This is a genomic window from Bittarella massiliensis (ex Durand et al. 2017) (genome assembly GCF_009876955.1).
Taxonomy (GTDB): domain Bacteria; phylum Bacillota; class Clostridia; order Oscillospirales; family Ruminococcaceae; genus Bittarella; species Bittarella massiliensis.
Map to the genome: position 1 here is coordinate 18199 of NZ_WWVY01000002.1, position 17425 is coordinate 35623.

General features: G+C 64.7%; 14 protein-coding genes and 1 pseudogene. 4 read left to right on the forward strand and 11 right to left on the reverse strand.

Annotation, left to right across the window (positions count from 1 at the left end; translation table 11 throughout):
• Positions 1-46: 46 nt before the first annotated feature.
• Positions 47-984: pseudogene (gene rihB / locus GT748_RS01245) on the reverse strand (ribosylpyrimidine nucleosidase).
• A gap of 117 nt (positions 985-1101) precedes the next feature.
• On the opposite strand from rihB, the gene yeiL reads away from it, so the two are divergent.
• Positions 1102-1785 carry a transcriptional regulator YeiL gene (yeiL, locus tag GT748_RS01250; protein ID WP_021660924.1) on the forward strand — a complete coding sequence of 228 codons (684 nt, stop codon included), beginning with the start codon at positions 1102-1104 and terminating at the stop codon, positions 1783-1785.
• 190 nt (positions 1786-1975) lie between these two features.
• On the opposite strand, the gene GT748_RS01255 is transcribed toward yeiL, so the two are convergent.
• The 4 genes from GT748_RS01255 to GT748_RS01270 form a co-directional block, all read right to left on the reverse strand.
• Positions 1976-2389, reverse strand: a complete 414-nt coding sequence (locus GT748_RS01255; RefSeq protein WP_021660923.1) for a hypothetical protein — start codon at positions 2387-2389, stop codon at positions 1976-1978.
• A 48-nt stretch (positions 2390-2437) separates the two neighbouring features.
• Positions 2438-3778: a glucose-6-phosphate isomerase gene (locus GT748_RS01260; protein WP_161213293.1), complete on the reverse strand. Its 1341-nt coding sequence runs from the start codon at positions 3776-3778 to the stop codon at positions 2438-2440.
• Between the two features lie 100 nt (positions 3779-3878).
• Positions 3879-5096 carry a D-alanyl-D-alanine carboxypeptidase family protein gene (locus tag GT748_RS01265; protein WP_021660921.1) on the reverse strand — a complete coding sequence of 406 codons (1218 nt, stop codon included), beginning with the start codon at positions 5094-5096 and terminating at the stop codon, positions 3879-3881.
• 83 nt (positions 5097-5179) lie between these two features.
• Positions 5180-5410, reverse strand: a complete 231-nt coding sequence (locus GT748_RS01270; RefSeq protein ID WP_021660920.1) for an HPr family phosphocarrier protein — start codon at positions 5408-5410, stop codon at positions 5180-5182.
• 261 nt (positions 5411-5671) lie between these two features.
• Here GT748_RS01270 and mtaB point away from each other — a divergent pair, with 261 nt between their 5' ends.
• Positions 5672-6961 (forward strand): tRNA (N(6)-L-threonylcarbamoyladenosine(37)-C(2))-methylthiotransferase MtaB, encoded by a 1290-nt coding sequence (gene mtaB, locus GT748_RS01275; RefSeq protein WP_021660918.1) that lies wholly within the window; start codon positions 5672-5674, stop codon positions 6959-6961.
• A 41-nt stretch (positions 6962-7002) separates the two neighbouring features.
• Here mtaB and GT748_RS01280 read toward each other — a convergent pair whose 3' ends face one another.
• Entirely contained in the window at positions 7003-7656 is a 654-nt protein-coding gene (locus tag GT748_RS01280; protein WP_021660917.1) for a DUF3298 domain-containing protein, read from the reverse strand.
• 131 nt (positions 7657-7787) lie between these two features.
• Here GT748_RS01280 and GT748_RS01285 point away from each other — a divergent pair, with 131 nt between their 5' ends.
• On the forward strand, positions 7788-8504 hold the full coding sequence (locus tag GT748_RS01285) for a TVP38/TMEM64 family protein (RefSeq protein ID WP_021660916.1): 717 nt from the start codon (positions 7788-7790) through the stop codon (positions 8502-8504).
• A gap of 495 nt (positions 8505-8999) precedes the next feature.
• Here the strand turns inward: GT748_RS01285 and GT748_RS01290 are convergent, their stop codons facing one another.
• Both GT748_RS01290 and GT748_RS01295 read right to left on the reverse strand, forming a co-directional pair.
• Positions 9000-9755 (reverse strand): SDR family NAD(P)-dependent oxidoreductase, encoded by a 756-nt coding sequence (locus tag GT748_RS01290; RefSeq protein ID WP_021660915.1) that lies wholly within the window; start codon positions 9753-9755, stop codon positions 9000-9002.
• Between the two features lies 1 nt (position 9756).
• Positions 9757-10362 carry a TetR/AcrR family transcriptional regulator gene (locus tag GT748_RS01295; protein WP_021660914.1) on the reverse strand — a complete coding sequence of 202 codons (606 nt, stop codon included), beginning with the start codon at positions 10360-10362 and terminating at the stop codon, positions 9757-9759.
• Between the two features lie 1275 nt (positions 10363-11637).
• Here GT748_RS01295 and proC point away from each other — a divergent pair.
• Entirely contained in the window at positions 11638-12450 is an 813-nt protein-coding gene (gene proC / locus GT748_RS01300) for a pyrroline-5-carboxylate reductase (RefSeq protein ID WP_021660910.1), read from the forward strand.
• Positions 12451-13685: 1235 nt separating this feature from the next.
• On the opposite strand, the gene GT748_RS01305 is transcribed toward proC, so the two are convergent.
• The 3 genes from GT748_RS01305 to GT748_RS01315 form a co-directional block, all read right to left on the reverse strand.
• Entirely contained in the window at positions 13686-14363 is a 678-nt protein-coding gene (locus GT748_RS01305; protein WP_021660908.1) for a peptidoglycan-binding domain-containing protein, read from the reverse strand.
• Positions 14364-14507: 144 nt separating this feature from the next.
• Positions 14508-16928, reverse strand: a complete 2421-nt coding sequence (locus GT748_RS01310) for an excinuclease ABC subunit UvrA (RefSeq protein ID WP_073260927.1) — start codon at positions 16926-16928, stop codon at positions 14508-14510.
• The gene (locus tag GT748_RS01315; RefSeq protein WP_021659850.1) at positions 16925-17422 is read right to left on the reverse strand and encodes a GNAT family N-acetyltransferase; all 498 of its coding nucleotides are present in this window, start codon (positions 17420-17422) and stop codon (positions 16925-16927) included. Before GT748_RS01315 ends, GT748_RS01310 begins: the two co-directional genes overlap by 4 nt.
• Positions 17423-17425 lie beyond the last annotated feature (3 nt).

Consider the following 17425-nt stretch of genomic DNA (forward strand, 5'->3'; position numbering starts at 1 on the left):
GGGGGGGGGGTTGGGGGGGCCCCCCCCGGGGCGGGGAGGGAGGAGCTTAGTTGTACCGGGCCACGCAGTCGGCCACCAGGTCCCAGAAGCGGCCGCCGTCCAGGGTGATGCCCACCTGGCAGTTGGCGGGCTTGCCGGTGGTGCCGAAGTAGTCGCAGACGGTGCGGCCGTAGCTGGGGCCGCCGCTCCGGTCCACCTCCACATACATCTCCTTGAGGGTGAAGATGGTGGGGTCGATGAAGTAGGCCACACAGGTGACATCGTGCACCGGGCCCCCGTCCAGGCCGTAGGCCTCGTGCTGGGTCTTCCAGGTGAAGCGCATGATGTCGCCGAAGAGCCGGCCGCCCACGTTGTCAAACCCCTCCATCCGCTCAATGACGTCCATGGTGCAGGCGGTCTGGTTGGTCAGGTCCAGCCCCATCATCACGATGGGCACCCCGGAGGAGAACACCACGTGGGCGGCCTCGGGGTCGGCGTAGATGTTGAACTCGGCGGCGGGGGTGGTGTTGCCCAGCCCGTAAGCCCCGCCCATGAGGACGATGCGCTGGATCTTTTGCAGGATGCGGGGCTCGCTGCGGATGGCCACCGCGATGTTGGTGAGGGGCCCCACCGGCACCAGGGCAATGTCCCCGTCGGAGGCCAGCAGGGTGTCGATGAGGTAGCGCACCGCCGGGGTCTTTTCCGCCTGCCGGGTGAGGGGGCGAACACCGGGCCGTCCAACCCGCTCTCGCCGTGGATGTTGGCCGCCACCACCTGCTCGCGCACCAGGGGGCGGGGCATCCCCGCGTAGACCGGGACATCGAGCCCCAGGTGCTGGCAGAGGTGTAAGGCGTTGGGCAGGGTCTTCTCCAGCGTCTGGTTGCCCGCCACCACCGTGACCCCCAACAGTTCGATGGCCGGGTGCCGAGCCGCCACCATCAGGGCAATGGCGTCGTCGTGACCGGGGTCGCAGTCCAAAATGATTTTCTGTCGCATCATCAACATTCCTTCCTCTCTCGTCGGGCGCGGCCTGGCGGCTGCGCGGCTCTCTTTACAGTTGTAGTGTAGCAGTCCCCGCGCTATACTGGGTATGAGATTTCTCACATCAAGGAGGGATGCCCTGTGGTCTTGGTCGACGACCAGCCCCTGCTGGACCGTTTTTTGCGCCAGTCCGACTTTTTGGACTGCTTCTCCTTCCCCGCCCAACAGTATGCCCGGCTCTACCACCTGGAAGCCGGGGAGTACATCGTCGAGGAGGGGGTCCAGCCCGCCTTCCTCTACTACCTGGTCGCCGGGCGGGCCAAACTCTACATGACCCTGCCAAACGGCAAGGTCTCGCTCATCGACTTCTTTCGCGCCCCCTGCTTTGTGGGGGAGATGGAACTCATCGGGGTGCAGCGCAGTTCCCGGGCGGTGCAGGCCCTCTGCGGCTGCTACTGCCTGGCCCTGCCGGTCGAGGAGTGCCGGGAGCGGCTGTTGGGCGACCCCCGGTTTTTGCGGCGTCTCTGCGTCTATTTGGGGGGCAAGAATGTCCGCACCGTCCTCTCCCTCTCCCAAAACAAGGGCTTTCCTCTGGAAAACCGGCTGGCCCACTTTCTGCTGTTGGCCGCGCCGGACGGCTGGTACGCCGAAAAGCACACCCACGCCGCCGAATACCTGGGGGTCAGCTACCGCCACCTGCTCTACGTGTTGGCCGATTTCGTGTCCAGGGGGTACCTGAAAAAAGAGGGGGGCGGCTATCTGCTGACCGACCGGGCGGCGCTGGTCTCGTTGGCCCAGGGCCTTGAGCCGCCGGAGGGCGGGTAAGCGCCAGAAAGCCGGCGCGCCGGGACCACCGGTCGATTTTTCCTTTTATCCGTTTGATCTTTTGCTCTTTTGCTCAGACCCCTCTCGGGCGGGCGCCTCTCCCCCTCTCTCCAGCGCAGAAAAGAGCCCGCCCGGCGCGCATTTCGACGCGGCCCGGGCGGGCTCTGAAAGGGGTCTTATAAAACGGAGGTCACAGGTACTTTTTCATGTTCTCGGGGAGCGTGTTCTCGTCAGCGGAGACGGTGAAGACCAGGTTCACGTCCTTGATCTCGGCCACGCCGGAGAGTTTGTCGAACATGGCGCCCAGCCCCTCCAAGTCCTTCTCGGGGCCGCCCACCTTGAGGATGGAATCCACAAAGACATGGGTGATGTCGTAGTTGCCGGCCATCAGGCCCAGGATGAAGCCGTAGAAGATATCAAAACCGCAGATGCCGTAGGCGTCCATGTCCACCAGGCGGACATTGGAGTCCACATCGTACCGGAGTTTCAGGGTTTTGTCCAAGCATACCACATTTCCAGCTGAAGTTTTTGCTGCGTCGTTGATCTGCTCAAGGAGTTTTTTGGTCTTGCCCGAGCCTCTGCTGCCAACAATGAGTTTTATCATAGTGGTGTACCTCCTATATTTTGGTCCCGCCCCGGAATGGGGTGGGGACTATTCCTGAATTTCTTTGACCAGCTCTTCCCGCAGGTCCTCGTAGCCGGGTTTGCCCAGCAGGGCGAACATGTTCTTCTTGTAGCTCTCCACCCCGGGCTGGTCGAAGGGGTTGACCCCCAACAGGTAGCCGGAGATGGCGCAGGCCTTCTCCAAGAAGTAGACCAGGTAGCCAAAGGAGCGGGCGTCCATCTTGTCGATTTGGAGGACCACATTGGGGACGCCGCCCTTGACGTGGGCGAGGATGGTGCCCTGCATGGCCTTTTTGTTGACGTTGGACATGTTCTGCCCCGAGAGGAAGTTCAGCCCGTCGAGGTTTTCGGGGTCCTCGGGGATGAAGAAGTCGCTCTTGGGTTCGGCGAAGTCGATGACCGTCTCAAACAGCTGCCGCCGCCCGTCCTGGATGTACTGACCCAGGGAGTGCAGGTCGGTGGAGAAGATGACGCTGGAGGGGTAGAGGGCCTTGTGGTCCTTGCCCTCGCTCTCGCCGTAGAGCTGTTTGAACCACTCGTTCATCTGCCCGTAGGAGGGCTCGTAGCTGGCCATGATCTCGACCGAGTAGCCCTTGTTGTAGAGGATGTTGCGGATCGCCGCGTACTTGTAGCAGTCGTTTTTCGCAAGGTTGGGGTCGGTAAAGGCGTCCTGCGCCTCTTTGGCGCCGGCCATCACCGCGTCGATGTCGCAGCCCGCCACGGCGATGGGGAGCAGCCCCACCGGGGTGAGCACCGAGTAGCGGCCGCCCACGTCGTCGGGGATGACGAAGGTCTCGTAGCCGTTGCGGTCGGAGAGCTCTTTGAGGGTGCCGCGGGCCTTGTCGGTGGTGGAGTAGATGCGCTCCTTCGCGCCCTCGGGACCGTAGCGCTTTTCGAGCAGCTCTTTAAAGACCCGGAAGGCCAGGGCCGGCTCGGTGGTGGTGCCGGACTTGGAGATGACGTTGACCGAGAAGTCGACCCCCTCGCAGATGGCGAGGATGTCGTTTAAGTAGCTGGGCGAGATGGTGTTGCCCACAAAGTAGATCTGCGGGGTGTCCTTCGCCAGGGCGTTGTAGTTGTTGCTCCCAATGTACTCGATGGCGGCGCGGGCCCCCAGGTAGGAGCCGCCGATGCCGATGACCACCAGCACCTTGGACTGCTGCTGGATCTTCTTGGCAGCGGCCTTGATCCTCTCGAACTCGGCCTTGTCGTAGTTGGTGGGCAGGTCGACCCAGCCCAGGAAGTCGTTGCCCAGACCGGATTTTTCGTGGAGGGTCTGGTGGGCGGCGCAGACCAGGTGCTGCATCCCCTCGTACTCCTCCGGGCGGATAAAGTTTGCCAGGTAGTTGGTATTGCATTTCACTGCCATTTTACTTCCCCCTTATTGGTTGATTCGATTGTAATATATCTAAGCAATACTGTCAAGTATGCTTGTATGCAAAAGATATTTTTTGTAAAAAACCGCCAAATCAGCGCATCACAAATAAGTATTTCAGCAGAATTTGGTAGCCGGTCAAAAAGTCCATCTTGGCCACCGGGGCGGCGGCGGTGACCGGGTATTCGCCGATTTTTTCGCCGTCCAGCGAGAGTTCCACCACCCCCAGTTTCTGCCCTTCCTCCACCGGGGCGGTGACGTCCTCGGCGATCTGCACCGCCTGCACGATCTTGGCCCCGCTGCCCTTTTTCACCAAAAAGGTGCCGTCGCTGCCGTAGCGCAGGGGCACTTCGCCGGTGACCCCGCCCTTGACCTTCAGGGTGGTGGGGGCGGTTTCGGGCAGTTGCAGGGTGGCCATCTCGTAGTTGGCGAAGCCGTAGTCCAGCAGGGCCTTGGCGCCGTTGAAGCGGTCGTTGGAGGTGGGGCAGCCCATCACCACCGCCACCAGGGAGAGGCCGCCCCGCTCGGCCGCGGCCGAGAGGCAGCTGCCCGCCCCGTCGGTGGTGCCGGTCTTGAGGCCCACGCAGCCGTCGTAAAAGCGCACCAGCTTGTTGGTGTTGACCAGTTGGGTCGCCCCGCCCCGCAGGGAGTCCATCCAGACGGTGCTGTACTTTTTGATGTCCGGGTGCTTGAGGAGCTCACAGCTCATGATGGCGATGTCCCGGGCGGTGGAGACGTGGCCCACCGCGTCGAGGCCGTTGGGGTTTTCAAAGTGGGTGTTCGCCATCCCCAGTTCCTGGGCCCGCTGGTTCATCAGGGCCACAAAGGCCTCGGGAGAGCCGGCCACGTATTCGCCCAGGGCGGCGGCCGCGTCGTTGGCCGAGGAGATGGCGGTGGCCTTGATGAGGTCGTTCACGCTCATCTGCTCGCCGGGTTCCAGCCAGATCTGGCTGCCCCCCATCTTGCAGGCGTAGTCGCTGGCGCTGACCATGTCGTCGTAGCCGAACTTGCCGGCGTCGATGGCCTCCATCACCAAAAGGAGGGTCATCACCTTGGTGATGGACGCCGGGGGCATCGGCTCGTCGGCGGACTGCTCGTAGAGCACCTGCCCAGTGCTCTGCTCCAGCAAGATGGCCGACTTGGCGTTGATGTTGATGGCCCCTTCCGGCGCGGGGGAGGCGGCGACCACGGGCTGTTCGCCCCCCTCCCCCAGCAGGTCAAAATTGGTGGTGGTCACATCTTCGTATGCAAAGGCCGGCGCCGCGCTCAACAGCAGCGCCGCCGACACCAGGGCGGCTGCCAGTTTCTTCATTCCCTATCACCTCTTGCCAATGGATATGAGGCGAGGGGATGAAAAAGTCGCTTATAAACAGAAAAAATCGCCGCAAGGCGATTTTATTCCACAATGAATTGACGGATGTCGTCCAAGACCTCCGGGCAGTGGTCGCAGTCGATGGTCAGCAGCAGGGGCTTCGAGAGGTCCTGGCTGAAAATGCCGATGATGGACTTGGCGTTCACCCGGTTTTCAGGCTCTCCAATGGTGGCGGTCGCGTCGTATTTGGACAGGCTGTGGATAAAGCTCTTGATGTCGTCAGCCCTTTTGAAAAACACCTTTACTTGTGTCATCGTCTCGCTGCCTCCTTACTTCTTTCATCCATTATATACTACCCCCCTCCTTTTCGCAACCGACTTTGTTGTTTTCAGCTGCATTTTTATGTATAATAATAAGAACTGTTTTTTGGGCAGTTTGCAAAAGCCGCCCCCTCTTTTCGCCCCGGTGCGACCCCCTTCGACCGGGGGCGGCTGCAAGAAAAATGTAAGAAATCCGCTCGCTGTTTTGACCAAAAGAGCGGTTAGACTAATGACAAGGGAAAGTTGGTAGAGCAGATGAGAGTTTCCTTTTACACCCTGGGCTGCAAGGTCAACCAGTACGAGACCCAGGCCATTGCCGCCCAGTTTCAAAAGGCCGGCTTCGAGCTGGCCGGGCCGGAGGAAAAGGCCGATGTCTTTGTGGTCAACTCCTGCACGGTGACGGCCACCGGCGACAAGAAGACCCGCAACCGGCTGGCCCGCTTCCGCCGGGAAAACCCCGACGCGGTGGTGGTGCTCACCGGCTGTTTCCCCCAGGCCTTTCCCGAAAAGGCCAAGGCCCTGCCCGGCATCGATGTGGTCACCGGCGCGGGGAACAAAAACCGGCTCGTCGAGTTGACGCTGCGGGCCATCAGCGAGAAAAGCCGCATCGTCGAGATCGCCGAGCACACCCCCGGCGAGGGCTTTGAGGAGATGCAGGTGCAGGACTTTGGGGAGCACACCCGCGCCTTTGTCAAAATCCAGGACGGGTGCGACCACTACTGCTCCTACTGCATCATCCCCACCGCCCGGGGGCGGGTGCGCTCCAAACCGCTGGAGGCCATCCGCCGCGAGCTGTCGGTGCTGGCCCAAAACGGGTACCGGGAGGTGGTGCTGGTGGGCATCAACCTCCCCTGCTACGGCAAGGACCTGGGGCTGCGCCTCATCGACGCCGCCGAGTGCGCCTGCTCGGTGGAGGGCATCGAGCGGGTGCGGCTGGGCTCCCTCGAGCCGGAGCTGCTCACCGACGAGGACATGATGCGCCTGGCCGCCCAGCCCAAGTTCTGCCCCCAGTTTCACCTCTCGCTCCAGAGCGGGTGCGACGCCATCCTGCGGCAGATGAACCGCCACTACACCACTGAGGAGTACCTGGAGATCGTCCGCTTCATCCGCAACCACTTTGAAAACCCCTCCATCACCACCGACATCATCGTCGGCTTCCCCGGCGAGAGCGAGGAGCACTTCTTGCAGTCCCTGGCCTTTGTCAGAGAGGTGGGCTTTGCCCGGGTGCACTGTTTCCCCTACTCCCGGAGAGAGGGCACCCGGGCGGCCGCGCTGCCCGGCCAACTGCCCGCCCGGGTGAAGGAGGAGCGAAACCGCCGCCTGGCCGCCGAGGCCGAGCGCTGCAAGGCCGCCTTTTTAAAGGAACAGGTGGGCCGCACCGAGGAGGTGCTGCTGGAGCGGCAGCGGGAGAACGGCTCCTTCGAGGGCTACACCAAAAACTACACCCCGGTGCGCATCAAGGGCGAGGGACTCGCAACCGGCCAGATCGTTCTCTGCCGGCTGGACTGCTGCAGCGAGGAGCACTGCCTGGGCTGCGCGATCTAGGGCAAAAAAATGGACAGCCCCCAGGCTGTCCACCGTCGCACCTATCGGTATTCTTCTTTCAGCAGCCCCTGCAGGCGCTCGAGGGGGATGTTCACCTCGTGCTCCTGCCGCTGCATGGATTCCTGTTCCCCCGTCTTGCAGAGGACGACAAGCTGGGTATCGGTGAGGTAGAAGGGCTGGTCGCCCTCCAGTCCGGCCGGGTGGTCGAGTTGCCGTTCCATTTCATTTTTCACTATGCTCAGATAGTCACTTGAATCGGTAAACAAGTCGCCAAGGGCCAGGCGCTCGCCTGTGGTGAGGCTGTACACAGCCCCCGTCGCGTCGCTGTATACGGGCTGCCCCTCTACCGAGAAGCTGCGCGCACAGCGCACGCTGACAAATGCCGGGGTCTGCCGGGTGATCGTTTGGGTGTAGCTGCCTTCAGCCCGCTGGTCGGTGTAGGCCAGGGTATTGGCCTGGGCGTTGACCGACGCCAGGTTGTCAAAGGCCGCGTATTGGAGTTCGCTGTTGATTTTGCGGGCGGTCTCCTCCCCCACTTCCTCCCCCACCGAGACGGTGGTGGTTTTATAGGTGAGGTTGTAGTCCTCCAATCGGTCCTCCTGGCCGGGGGCGAAATACTCCGCCCGGGCGGTCCTGGGGACGATGAAGGCCAGCGCCAGCGCCGCCACGGCGCAAATTGCAAACCATTTTTTCATTCGGGACACCTCCCGCCGGGTGCGACGGTAGTATTGTCCCCCCAGGGTTCGGCAAAAACCCCTCAACTTTTTGGCTGGGCTGGCGAAGGCTGGCTGGCCGCCCCACAAATTCCAATTAAAGAAGGATCGGTATGAAAGAGACGACCAAAAACAGGGTGAATTCCCGCCACTTCAAAATCGCCGCGGTGCTGGTGGTGCTGGCCCTCTGCGGGCTGGCCCTCTGGGCCTTTGCCCCGGTGCTGGGGATGCTGGGCAAACCCGACGCCAGCGAGCTCATCCGCGAGTACATCGACGGCTTCGGCCCGGCCGGGGTCTTTGTCTTCCTGGCCATCCAAGTTTTGCAGATCGTGGTGGCCTTCATCCCCGGCGAGCCCATCGAGGTGCTGGCGGGGATGATGTACGGCACCGTCCCCGGGCTGCTGATGTGCATGCTGGGCTGCTTTATAGGCTCCATCTTGGTCTTCTTTTTGGTCAAGTGGCTGGGGCGGGACTTCGTGCACAACTTCTTCTCCGAGGAAAAGCTGCACAAACTAAAATTTTTGAACGACAAAAACAGCTTTGAAAAGCTGACCTTCCTCCTCTTCTTCATCCCCGGCACTCCCAAGGACATCCTCACCTATGTGGCCGGGCTGACCCCCATCCACCCGCTGCGGTTCTTCATCATCTCCTCCATCGCCCGCATCCCCTCCATCGTCACCTCGACCCTGGCGGGCTCCCTCCTCATCAAGGGACAGGCGGGCAACTCCATCATCGCCTTTGCGGTGGCGGGGGCGCTCTCCCTCATCGGCATCTTCATCTACAACCAAATCGTCAAGCGCTACAACGCCAAGCGGGAAAAACAGTCCTAAAACACAGAGGGCGCCCAGCGGACAGGCTCCGCCGGGCGCTCTTTTTTTGGTCATCTGAGAAAACGCCCGGCTGTGCTGGGGGCGCAGAAGGGCTTTCGCGATGCGTGAGAAAGGGAACTCCCGTTTGACACTGCAAAAGTGCGGTCTGCCAAAGGAAACCCAGTTGCAGACCGGCAGGCAGGAAGAGAACAGGTGGGCCCATTCACGGGCGGCAAGCAAAGATCCCCTCGCCGCTGGCAGGCCGGGCCAACGCCTTGGGGCATGGCCAGTATCGCGGGACGTTGCCCCCATATATGGGCTCCCCCATTCCGCTGGTGGACTCCTGTTGCCGCACAATAAAAACCGAAACGGCCCTGCCCGCCCCTCGCCGCCGGGACGGTGACCGGGGCGGACGGCAAAAAATTGGTCTCTGCGGCCGCAGCCCGGTGGTGGGCCACACGGCCGAAAAAGGGCTGCCTGGCGGCTCTTTTTTATTTCCCGGGAAAGAGGGGCAGCCTACTCCCCCTGCTCTGCGGCGCGGCGGAGCATCCGGTCCATCATCGCCCCCATCTTCAAAGGGAAGAGGTAGCACAGCCGCACCTGAAACTGCTGCGCCGGGGAGTGGCAGATGACGAAGCTCCGCTTCCCCAGCCGCCGGGCCAGCCCCTTCCCCACCGCTTCGGGGGCGGCGAAGAAGGCCTTGGGCACCGGCAAGGGGGCGGCGGAACGGGTGTCGGTCAGGGGCGGGTGGAGCAGGTGCATCCCCACGCCCCGCCCCGCCAGCTCGATGCGCAGGCACTTGGCCAGCGCCTCGATGGCCCCCTTGGAGGAGGCGTAGGGCGCGATCCCCCCAAAGCCGGTGACCCCCACCCCCGAACTGGTGAAGTAGAGGGCGCCCCCCGTCCGCTCCAAGTGGGGCAGGGCGCTTTTTGCCAGGTGGAGGGCGCCGAAGTAGTTGACCGCCAGCACCGCCCGATAGGTCTCCTCGCCGGTCTCCCCGGCGGGGGCAAAGGTGCAGAGGCAGGCGTTGTGCACCGCCCCGTCCAGCCCGCCCAGCAGCCGGGCCGCCTCGTCCACCGAGCGCGCCACCTCTTCCTCCTGGGAGACGTCGCAGAGGAGGGGCCACAGCCGGCCGGGAAAGCGGGCCGCCAGGGGGGCGAGGCCGTCCAGTTCCCGGTCGAGCACCGCCACGGCGTGCCCCCCTTCCAGCAGCCCCTCGGTCAGATAGTAGCCGATGCCCCGGTTGCCCCCGGTCACGATGTAGTTGCCCATTTCAGCAAGCTCCCCTTTCCATGGCGGCCAACTGCCGCCCCACCGCCGCCCCGAAGGCGGCCTTTTTCTCCTCGGTCAGCTCCCCCGAGAGGAGGTAGCGCTGGGTGTAAAAAAAGATGGGCGCGTAGTAGCGCACCGCCAGATCGGCCGCCGACCCGCCCGCCAGCAGCCCTAGCCGCTGCAACTGGGCGAAGGCCGCCTCCTGGATGCGCAGGGGGCGGTCGAAGAGCCACTCCCGGTAGAGGCGGCGCAGTTCGCCGTCGTGATGCTGCTCGATGGCCAACAGCCGCAGCACCCGGTTGCAAAAGGGGTCCATCAAATACCCCTCAAAGAAGCGGCGGGAGACCCCCTCCATCGAGACAGGGGCGGCGATCCCCTCCCCCAGGGCGGCAAAAAGGGTCTCGGTGAGCCCGTCGCCCTGCTCCTCAAACCGGGCGAGGATCGCCTGTAAGATGGCCCGCTTGTCGGCGAAGTGGTAGTAGACGGTGCCCTCCTTGATCCCCACCGCCCCGCAGATGTCGCGGATGGACACAGCCAGGTACCCCCGCTGGGCGAACTGCTCCAGCGCAGCCTGCAGGATGCGCTCCCCCGTCTTTTCCCGTTCCATGAGATCCCTCCTCTAACAGTCGTTCGATTCAGTTTATCAAACGACTGTTCAAATGTCAAGGGGCCTCCCCTCTTTCCTGCCGGGCGGGCGGACAGGGACAGGGAAAAGAGGGATGGAGAGAAGGTGGAGAGAAATAGGCGGGTGCAGGGGTGGAGAGGAAAATTGGGCAGACAGGGGCGAAGGGAAAAGGCAGACGGAGAAAGGCAGATGGGCAAACCATAGAGAACGGCGGGTGACAGGGGAAAGAAAAAGCGGACAGACAGAGGTGGAAAAAAGTGTGCAGACAGAGGCCAGAGGGAAAGAAGGGCGGACGAAAGCGGGGGAGAAAGACGGACGGCGAGAGGCGAAGGAAAAAACAGGCGGAGAGAAATCGGCGAAAAGGCAGGCTGCCAGAACACATAGAAAACGGCGGGCGACAGAGGTGGAAAGGAGAAGCGGACAGAGAGAGGTAGGGGAAAGACAGGCGGACAGAGGCGGAGGGAAAAGTAGGTGGAGAAGAAGCCGGAGAAAAAGATAGACGGACAGAACGTGTAGAAAACGGCGGGCGACAGCGGTGGAAAGGAGAAGCGGGCGGACAGAGGCAGGGTGTGCCGACAGAGCCCAGAGAGAACGGTGAGCACCAGAGGTGGAAAGGCAAAGGGGGGCAGGCGAAAGTGGAGAGAAAGACGAACAGGAGGGCGGACAGAGACAAGGGGAAAACAGGCCGACAGAGGCAAAGGGGGGAAACAGATGGAGGCGCAAAGAGGGCGACAGGCACAGAGGGCCGCCTCTGGCCAACAGCTGTTCCACCCCTCCCCCGCCGATGTCAAATCTCCTCCCCCACCGCCCCCAAAGCAGTGGGAAAACAAGCTGGCCGGGCCAAGAGCCGTCCCGGCAAAAAATCCTCCCATTTTTTTCTCGTCTGCCTTGACATTCCTCCCTGCAAATGCTATATTGAGAGCACAGAGTTAGTTAGTGCTAACCTCCAATCTCCCCTCCTCTGGGTGCTCTGCCGGCGGGAAGGGCGATTGCACGGCAGCTCTGGGCAGGCGTTCCCACACACGCCTGCGTGCAAAGTGTCAACCGGCCTTTGTGTTTCATTCCTCATGTTTCTTACCGGTCAGAAGCGGCGGCCCGCCGAGGGCCGCCGCTTCTGGCTGTTTTGCCGCCCGGCAAATTTGTCCCGGGGCGAGCGCCGCCCTTGTATTGCGCCCCAAATCCGTGTATCATTTGAACAGAGCTTCTGCGGCTGCGGGCCCCGTCCCCGGCCGCCCACAGAGAAAGGGAGAATGTGTGATGAAAACCATCGGATTCATCGGCGCCGGCAACATGGCCGAGGCCATTGTCAAGGGGATCGACCGCACCAAATTCCTGCCCCCGCAACAGATCGGGGTCACCGACGTGAACGTGCAGCGGCTGGAGCACTTTGCCGCCATGGGGCACCGCGCCTTTGCCGACTGCCGGGAGCTGGTGGCCTTTGCCGACTACCTGGTGCTCTCGGTCAAGCCCCAGCAGATGGCCGACGTGCTGGCCGAAGCGGCCCCCGCCCTGCGGGAGGGGACGGCGGTCATCTCCATCGCGGCGGGCATCTCCGCCGACTACATCCGCCGGGCGCTGGGACGGCCCGAGCTGGTGGTGATCCCGGTGATGCCCAACACCCCCCTGCTGATTGCCGAGGGGGCCACCGCCGTGGGGCGGGAGGAGGACACCCCCGCCGAGCAGCTGGCGTTTGTCAAGCAGATCTTCGCCGCCAGCGGCAAGGTGTGGGAGCTGCCGGCCGACAAGCTCAGCGAGGTGATCCCGGCCAACTCCAGCTCCCCCGCCTTCATCTACTACTACGCCAAGCTCTTCTGCGATCAGATCAGCCAGTACGGGCTGGAGCGGGAGATGGTCAAGGAGATGTTCTGTCAGACCCTGATCGGCGCGGCGCGGATGATGCTGGAGAGCGGCGAAGACATCGACGACCTCATCGCCAAAGTCTGCTCCAAGGGGGGCACCACCATCGCCGGCATCGAGGGCTTTCAGGCCAAGGGGCTAGACGCGGCGGTGGCCTACGGCATTCAGCGCTGCATCGAGCGCGCCCATGAGCTGGGGCAGGCCAACGGCTGACCCACTACCCCGACCGCCTCTCTCCCCTGCAAATTGGGATGTGAAAGGGCCGCCTCTGCCAGGGGGATGCGACGGAAAAATTTGACATCCGGCTGGCAGGGGCGGTTTTGTTGGAACGCTGCCCTTCGGCCAGGCAGTGCGCCGGGCGTCGGCCTGGGCGAGCGGGCTCCCCGACATGTCTTTGGCGCGGGAAGGCGGCGGGACAGCGTTCGCCAGACACCCGGTGACAAGGCAATCACACCTGTTGCGGTGGAGACTGTTGGGAAGGGGCCTTTCCCCACCCCGGCAGTTGTTTTGGCGGCTGCTGTCGGGGGGAAGGGCAACGTTTCATGCGCGTCCCCTCCCCTTCCCTGGGCTGAAGTGGGAAGGCGGCTGCGCGAAGGAAAGGGAAGAGGGCTGGGCGGCGAGTGCCCGGCTCTTTTTCTGTGGCAAGGTCGTCTCCCCTTGCGCGGCGGGTGCGAAGGGCAAGCAGACAGAAAACGCCCGGGCCCTTCGCACCGGGAAAACGCCAAAATCAGGGCGAAAAAAGGGTCGCTCAAGGGGTAGGCGGACAGGGCGGTTGACAGCAGATTGGGGAAGTTGTATGGTAAAGACAATTAAACAGTCTCCTTTTTTGGAGATGTTTGCTGTCTCCTCCTCGCGTAGGGGGAGTGGATTGAAATATGGAGCGGATGTATCAGAGGGGCTTTTGCCGGGTCTCCTCCTCGCGTAGGGGGAGTGGATTGAAATTGGCCCTGGATGGCCCCGCCGGTGTCTTGCACCGTCTCCCTCTCACGCAGGGGGAGTGGATTGAAATGAGCTTGACCGTCGTCGCACAGGCCGCGACCCCCGTCTCCCCCTCGCGTGGGGGGAATGGTTTGAAATCAGAGGTTGCTGTTGGCAACCAGAGTAGGGGTGTAGTCTCTCCTCGCTCGTGGGAGTGGGCATTGGCTAAAACCCGCTGCCTTGCGGCCCTCTACTCCCGGCTTTCAAGTCCTCTTCTGTCTTGAAAAAGTGGGTGGCAATCGGGCTCTCGGTGGCGCGCCCCTCCCCGCACAAGAAGGGCAACTCGCATCGCGGCTTTGGCCTCGGCGCTTTTGACGGTTTCGTCTTCCCCCTCCCGAGGAGCGATCCCGAGCTGCCGCTCCAAGGCCGGTGGGCGGTGCCGCGACCCCCACCATCGAAAACACCCACCAAACCCAAAGAGAGAGGGGAAACAAGCCGTTTCCCCTCTCTCTTTTTGTCGGCAGCCGGCCCTAGTCCACCACGCCGGGGGTGCGGCCGATGCCCACCACCTCGCTGACCAGGCGGCGCCAGGTGGCACAGCCGACGATGCCGTCGGCACTCAGCCCGTTGCGCCGCTGATAGTTCACCACGGCGGTGCGGGTGTTCTGGCCAAAGTAGCCGTCCAGCGAGCCCGCCCGGTAGCCCAGGGCGTTGAGGGCGTCCTGCAGCACCAGCACATAGGTGCCCGCGCTGCCCACCCGCTGCAGGGGGTAGCCCGCCGAGCAGGCCGGCGGGTTGGTGCGCTTGTCAAAGTGCACCCAGCTGGGGGTCATGCTCAGCGGCTCGACATAGACCCAGACCCCCAGGGACTGGGCCAGGTTGTGCAGCCACCGCCGGCAGGTGCTGCCCAGGTTCTGCCCCACGTCAAAGGAGACGCCGGCGTAGTGCTGGCTCTGCTGGCCGTGGCCGCCCTCCCAGATGCGCTTGAAGGCGTAGCCCACGTAGATCCCCTGCCCCCAGGAGCGGCGGGTGGCGTTCCAGGACTCCATGGCGGCGGTGTTGGTCCAGAGGGTGTTGGAGCGGGAGGAGCCCCGAAACTCCTTGACCAACAGGGTGCGCCCGTAGGAGTAGGGCATGGGGTCGTTTTCACCCCGATTGTAGGTCTCCATCCGGTTGGAGCCCACGTTGTATACCAAAATTCTAGCCATATCAATCACCTGTACCTTGTTTTGTGAAGTGGAGGATGCTCATCACCAGTCTATGTTTCCCTCCCCCAGGGGTGATTGCAGGCGAGAAAAGAGCAGGCGACGGGGTTTTCCCCGCCGCCTGCTCTCCTGTTCCCAGCCGCGTCTCTATTTGCTTGTCGGCAGTTTCATCCCCTGCAAAAAGGGGGCCAGATGCCGCCCGGTGAGGGAGGCGGGGGTCCGGGCCACCTCCTCCGGCGTGCCGGCCGCCACCAGCCGGCCCCCCTCCTCCCCGCCTCCGGGGCCCAGGTCGATGACCCAGTCGCAGGCGGCGATGAACTGCAGATCGTGCTCCACCACCACGGCGGTGGAGCCCCCCTCCACCAGCCGGGTCAACAGGCGCAAAAAGCCGTCCACGTCGGCCGGGTGCAGCCCGGCGGTGGGCTCGTCGATCAGGTAGAGGGCCTGCTCCCCCCGCCCCTCCCAGAGCTGACAGGCCAGTTTCAGCCGCTGGCACTCCCCGCCCGAGAGGGCGCTGGACGGCTGTCCCAGGGGCAGGTAGCCCAGCCCCGCCTCGGAGAGGAGCCCCAGGGGCCCGGCGACGGCGGGCAGGTCGGCAAAGAGGGCCGCCCCCTCGTCCACCGACAGCTCCAGCACCTGGCTGATGTCCTTCCCCCGGCAGCGCACCGCCAGCACCGGCGGCGAAAACCGCCGCCCCCCGCAGACCGGGCAGGGCAGTTGCAGGTCCTCAAAGAAGAGGAGGTTGCTGCTCACCTCCCCCAGCCCCTGGCAGTGCTCGCACCGGCCCCCGGGACTGTTGAAGGAGAAGTCCGCCGCCGTCAGCCCCGCCTCCCGCGCCGCGGGCTGGGCGGCAAAGAGGTCCCGGATGGGGGCGAACACCCCCGAATAGGTGGCCGCGCAGGAGCGGCGGGAGCGGGCCAAAGGCTCCTGCCCCACCGCCACCACCCGCCCGGGGCGCGGTCCCGACAGACGGCCCGCGGAGGCGTCCCCCTCCAGCGCCGCTTGCAGCGAGGCAAAGACCAGGCTGGTCTTCCCCGAGCCGGAGACCCCGGTCACCGCCGTGAGGCAGCCCAGGGGGAAATCCACCGTCAGCCCCCGCAGGTTGTGGCTGGTCGCCCCGGAGAGCCGCAGCGCCCCCGCGGGAGTGCGCCGGGCGGGTGGGGGACTGTGGGCGGCCCGCAGCCAGCGGCCGGTGGGGGAGCCCTCGATCCCCCGCAGCCGCTCCAGGGGGCCCGCGCCGCAGAGCCGCCCGCCCCGCCGCCCGGCCCCGGGCCCCAGGTCGATGACCCAGTCGGCGGCGGCCATCACCTCCAGATCGTGCTCGATGACCAGGACGGTGTTCCCCCGGTCCCGCAGCTCCCGCAGGGCGGCGATGAGACCGGCCGTATCCGCTGGGTGCAGCCCGGCGGTGGGCTCGTCCAGGATGTAGAGGATGCCGGTGATCTCGGCGGCCAGGCGGACGCGCTGGCTCTCGCCCCCCGAGAGGGTGGCGGAGGGCCTCTCCAGGGTCAGGTAGCCCAGCCCCAGCCGCTCGAGCCGCCCCAGCTTGGTCCCCAGATCCCGCAGGTAGGGGGCGGCCAGGGCCCGCTCGGGGCCTTCCAGTTGGCCGCCGAGCGCTGCCAGCCACCCGGCCAGCCGGGCCAGGGAGAGGCCCGCCAACTGGGGCAGCCGCATCCCCCCCAAGGTGGCGCGGCGGGGGGCCGATTTCAGCCGCTCGCCGCCGCAGGCCGGGCAGGTCTGGCGGGTGAAGTACCCCTCCAGCCGGGAGGCGGCCCCCTTCTTTTCGGCGTAGCGCCGCCAGAGGTTGGGGAGCACCCCCTCAAAATCGCCCCCCTTCCCGTCCCCCTCCAAGAGGAGGGCCCGCTGCCGGGGGGTGTAGGCGGAGAGGGGGGTCCCCTCCTTCAGGGGGATGTGCAGGCGCTGGGCCGCCCGGCCAAATCGCTGGGCCTGGTACTCGCCGTAGCGCCCCTCCCAGGGGACCACCGCCCCCTCTTCCAGGGCGCGGTCCTCCCGCAGCAGCCGCCCCAGGTCGGGCTGCAGCGAGACCCCCAGCCCCCGGCAGCCCTCGCAGGCCCCCGCCTCGGTGTTGTGGGAGTAGTCGCTGCGCCCCAACAGCCGCACCCGCCGGCCGCAGTGGGGGCAGAGGAGGTGACTGTGGTACTCGTCCCCCACCCGCTCCACCTCCTGGGGGTAGAGGGCCGGGCGGATGGTCCGGCCGCAGTGGGGACAGGGCTGGCAGGCCAGCTTTTCAAAGAGCATCCGCAGGTCGGTGTAGATGCCGGTGGCCGTCCCCAGGGTGGAGCGGGGCCCGGCGGTGCCGGTGCGGGGGGCGATGAGCACCGCCGGGCAGAGCCCGCTCACCCGCTCCACCCCCGGCTTGGCGATCCCCTGAAGGGCCATGGCCTCCAGGTACTGGCGCTGGCACTCCCGGTGGAGCAGATCGACGGCCAAAGTCGATTTGCCCGAACCCGAAGGCCCAGTGAGGACCACCAGCTTCTCCCGCGGGATGTCCAGGGAGAGGTTTTGCAGGTTCCCCTCGGTGGCGTTCAAGATGGAGATCGGCCTCATTCCCTCTCCCCCCTTCCCTGCGGGGGGAACTTCTCCATCCGCACGCAGCCCCCCTCGTCCACCTGCATGGCCCCGCCCTTGAAGCGGTAGCCCATCTTCTGGTAGAAGGGCCAGGCGGTGAGGGAGGCGGGCACCTCCACCCGCTGGGCGCGCAGAAAGTAGCCGTCCCCCTCCAGCGCCCGGACGATCGCCCGCCCCACCCCGCGGCCCTGTGCCTCCGGGGAGATAAAGACGGTGAGGAGGATGCTCTCCCGCACACTACCCCAGTAGGGGGCCACGGTGCCGCAGCCCACCGGTTGCCCGCCCAGACAGGCCACATAGCTGTGCCCCTGGCGGGCTCTCTCCCGCAGGGTGTCGGGGCCCAGGCCGGCGGCCATCTCCTCGATGCGCGCAGGGGGGTAGTCCCGGGCGTTGACCTCCCGCAGGGCCCGCAGGATCAGCCGGTGCACTGCCGGCAGGTCCTCCTCCCGAAACCGTCTCACGTCGATTTCCATCTC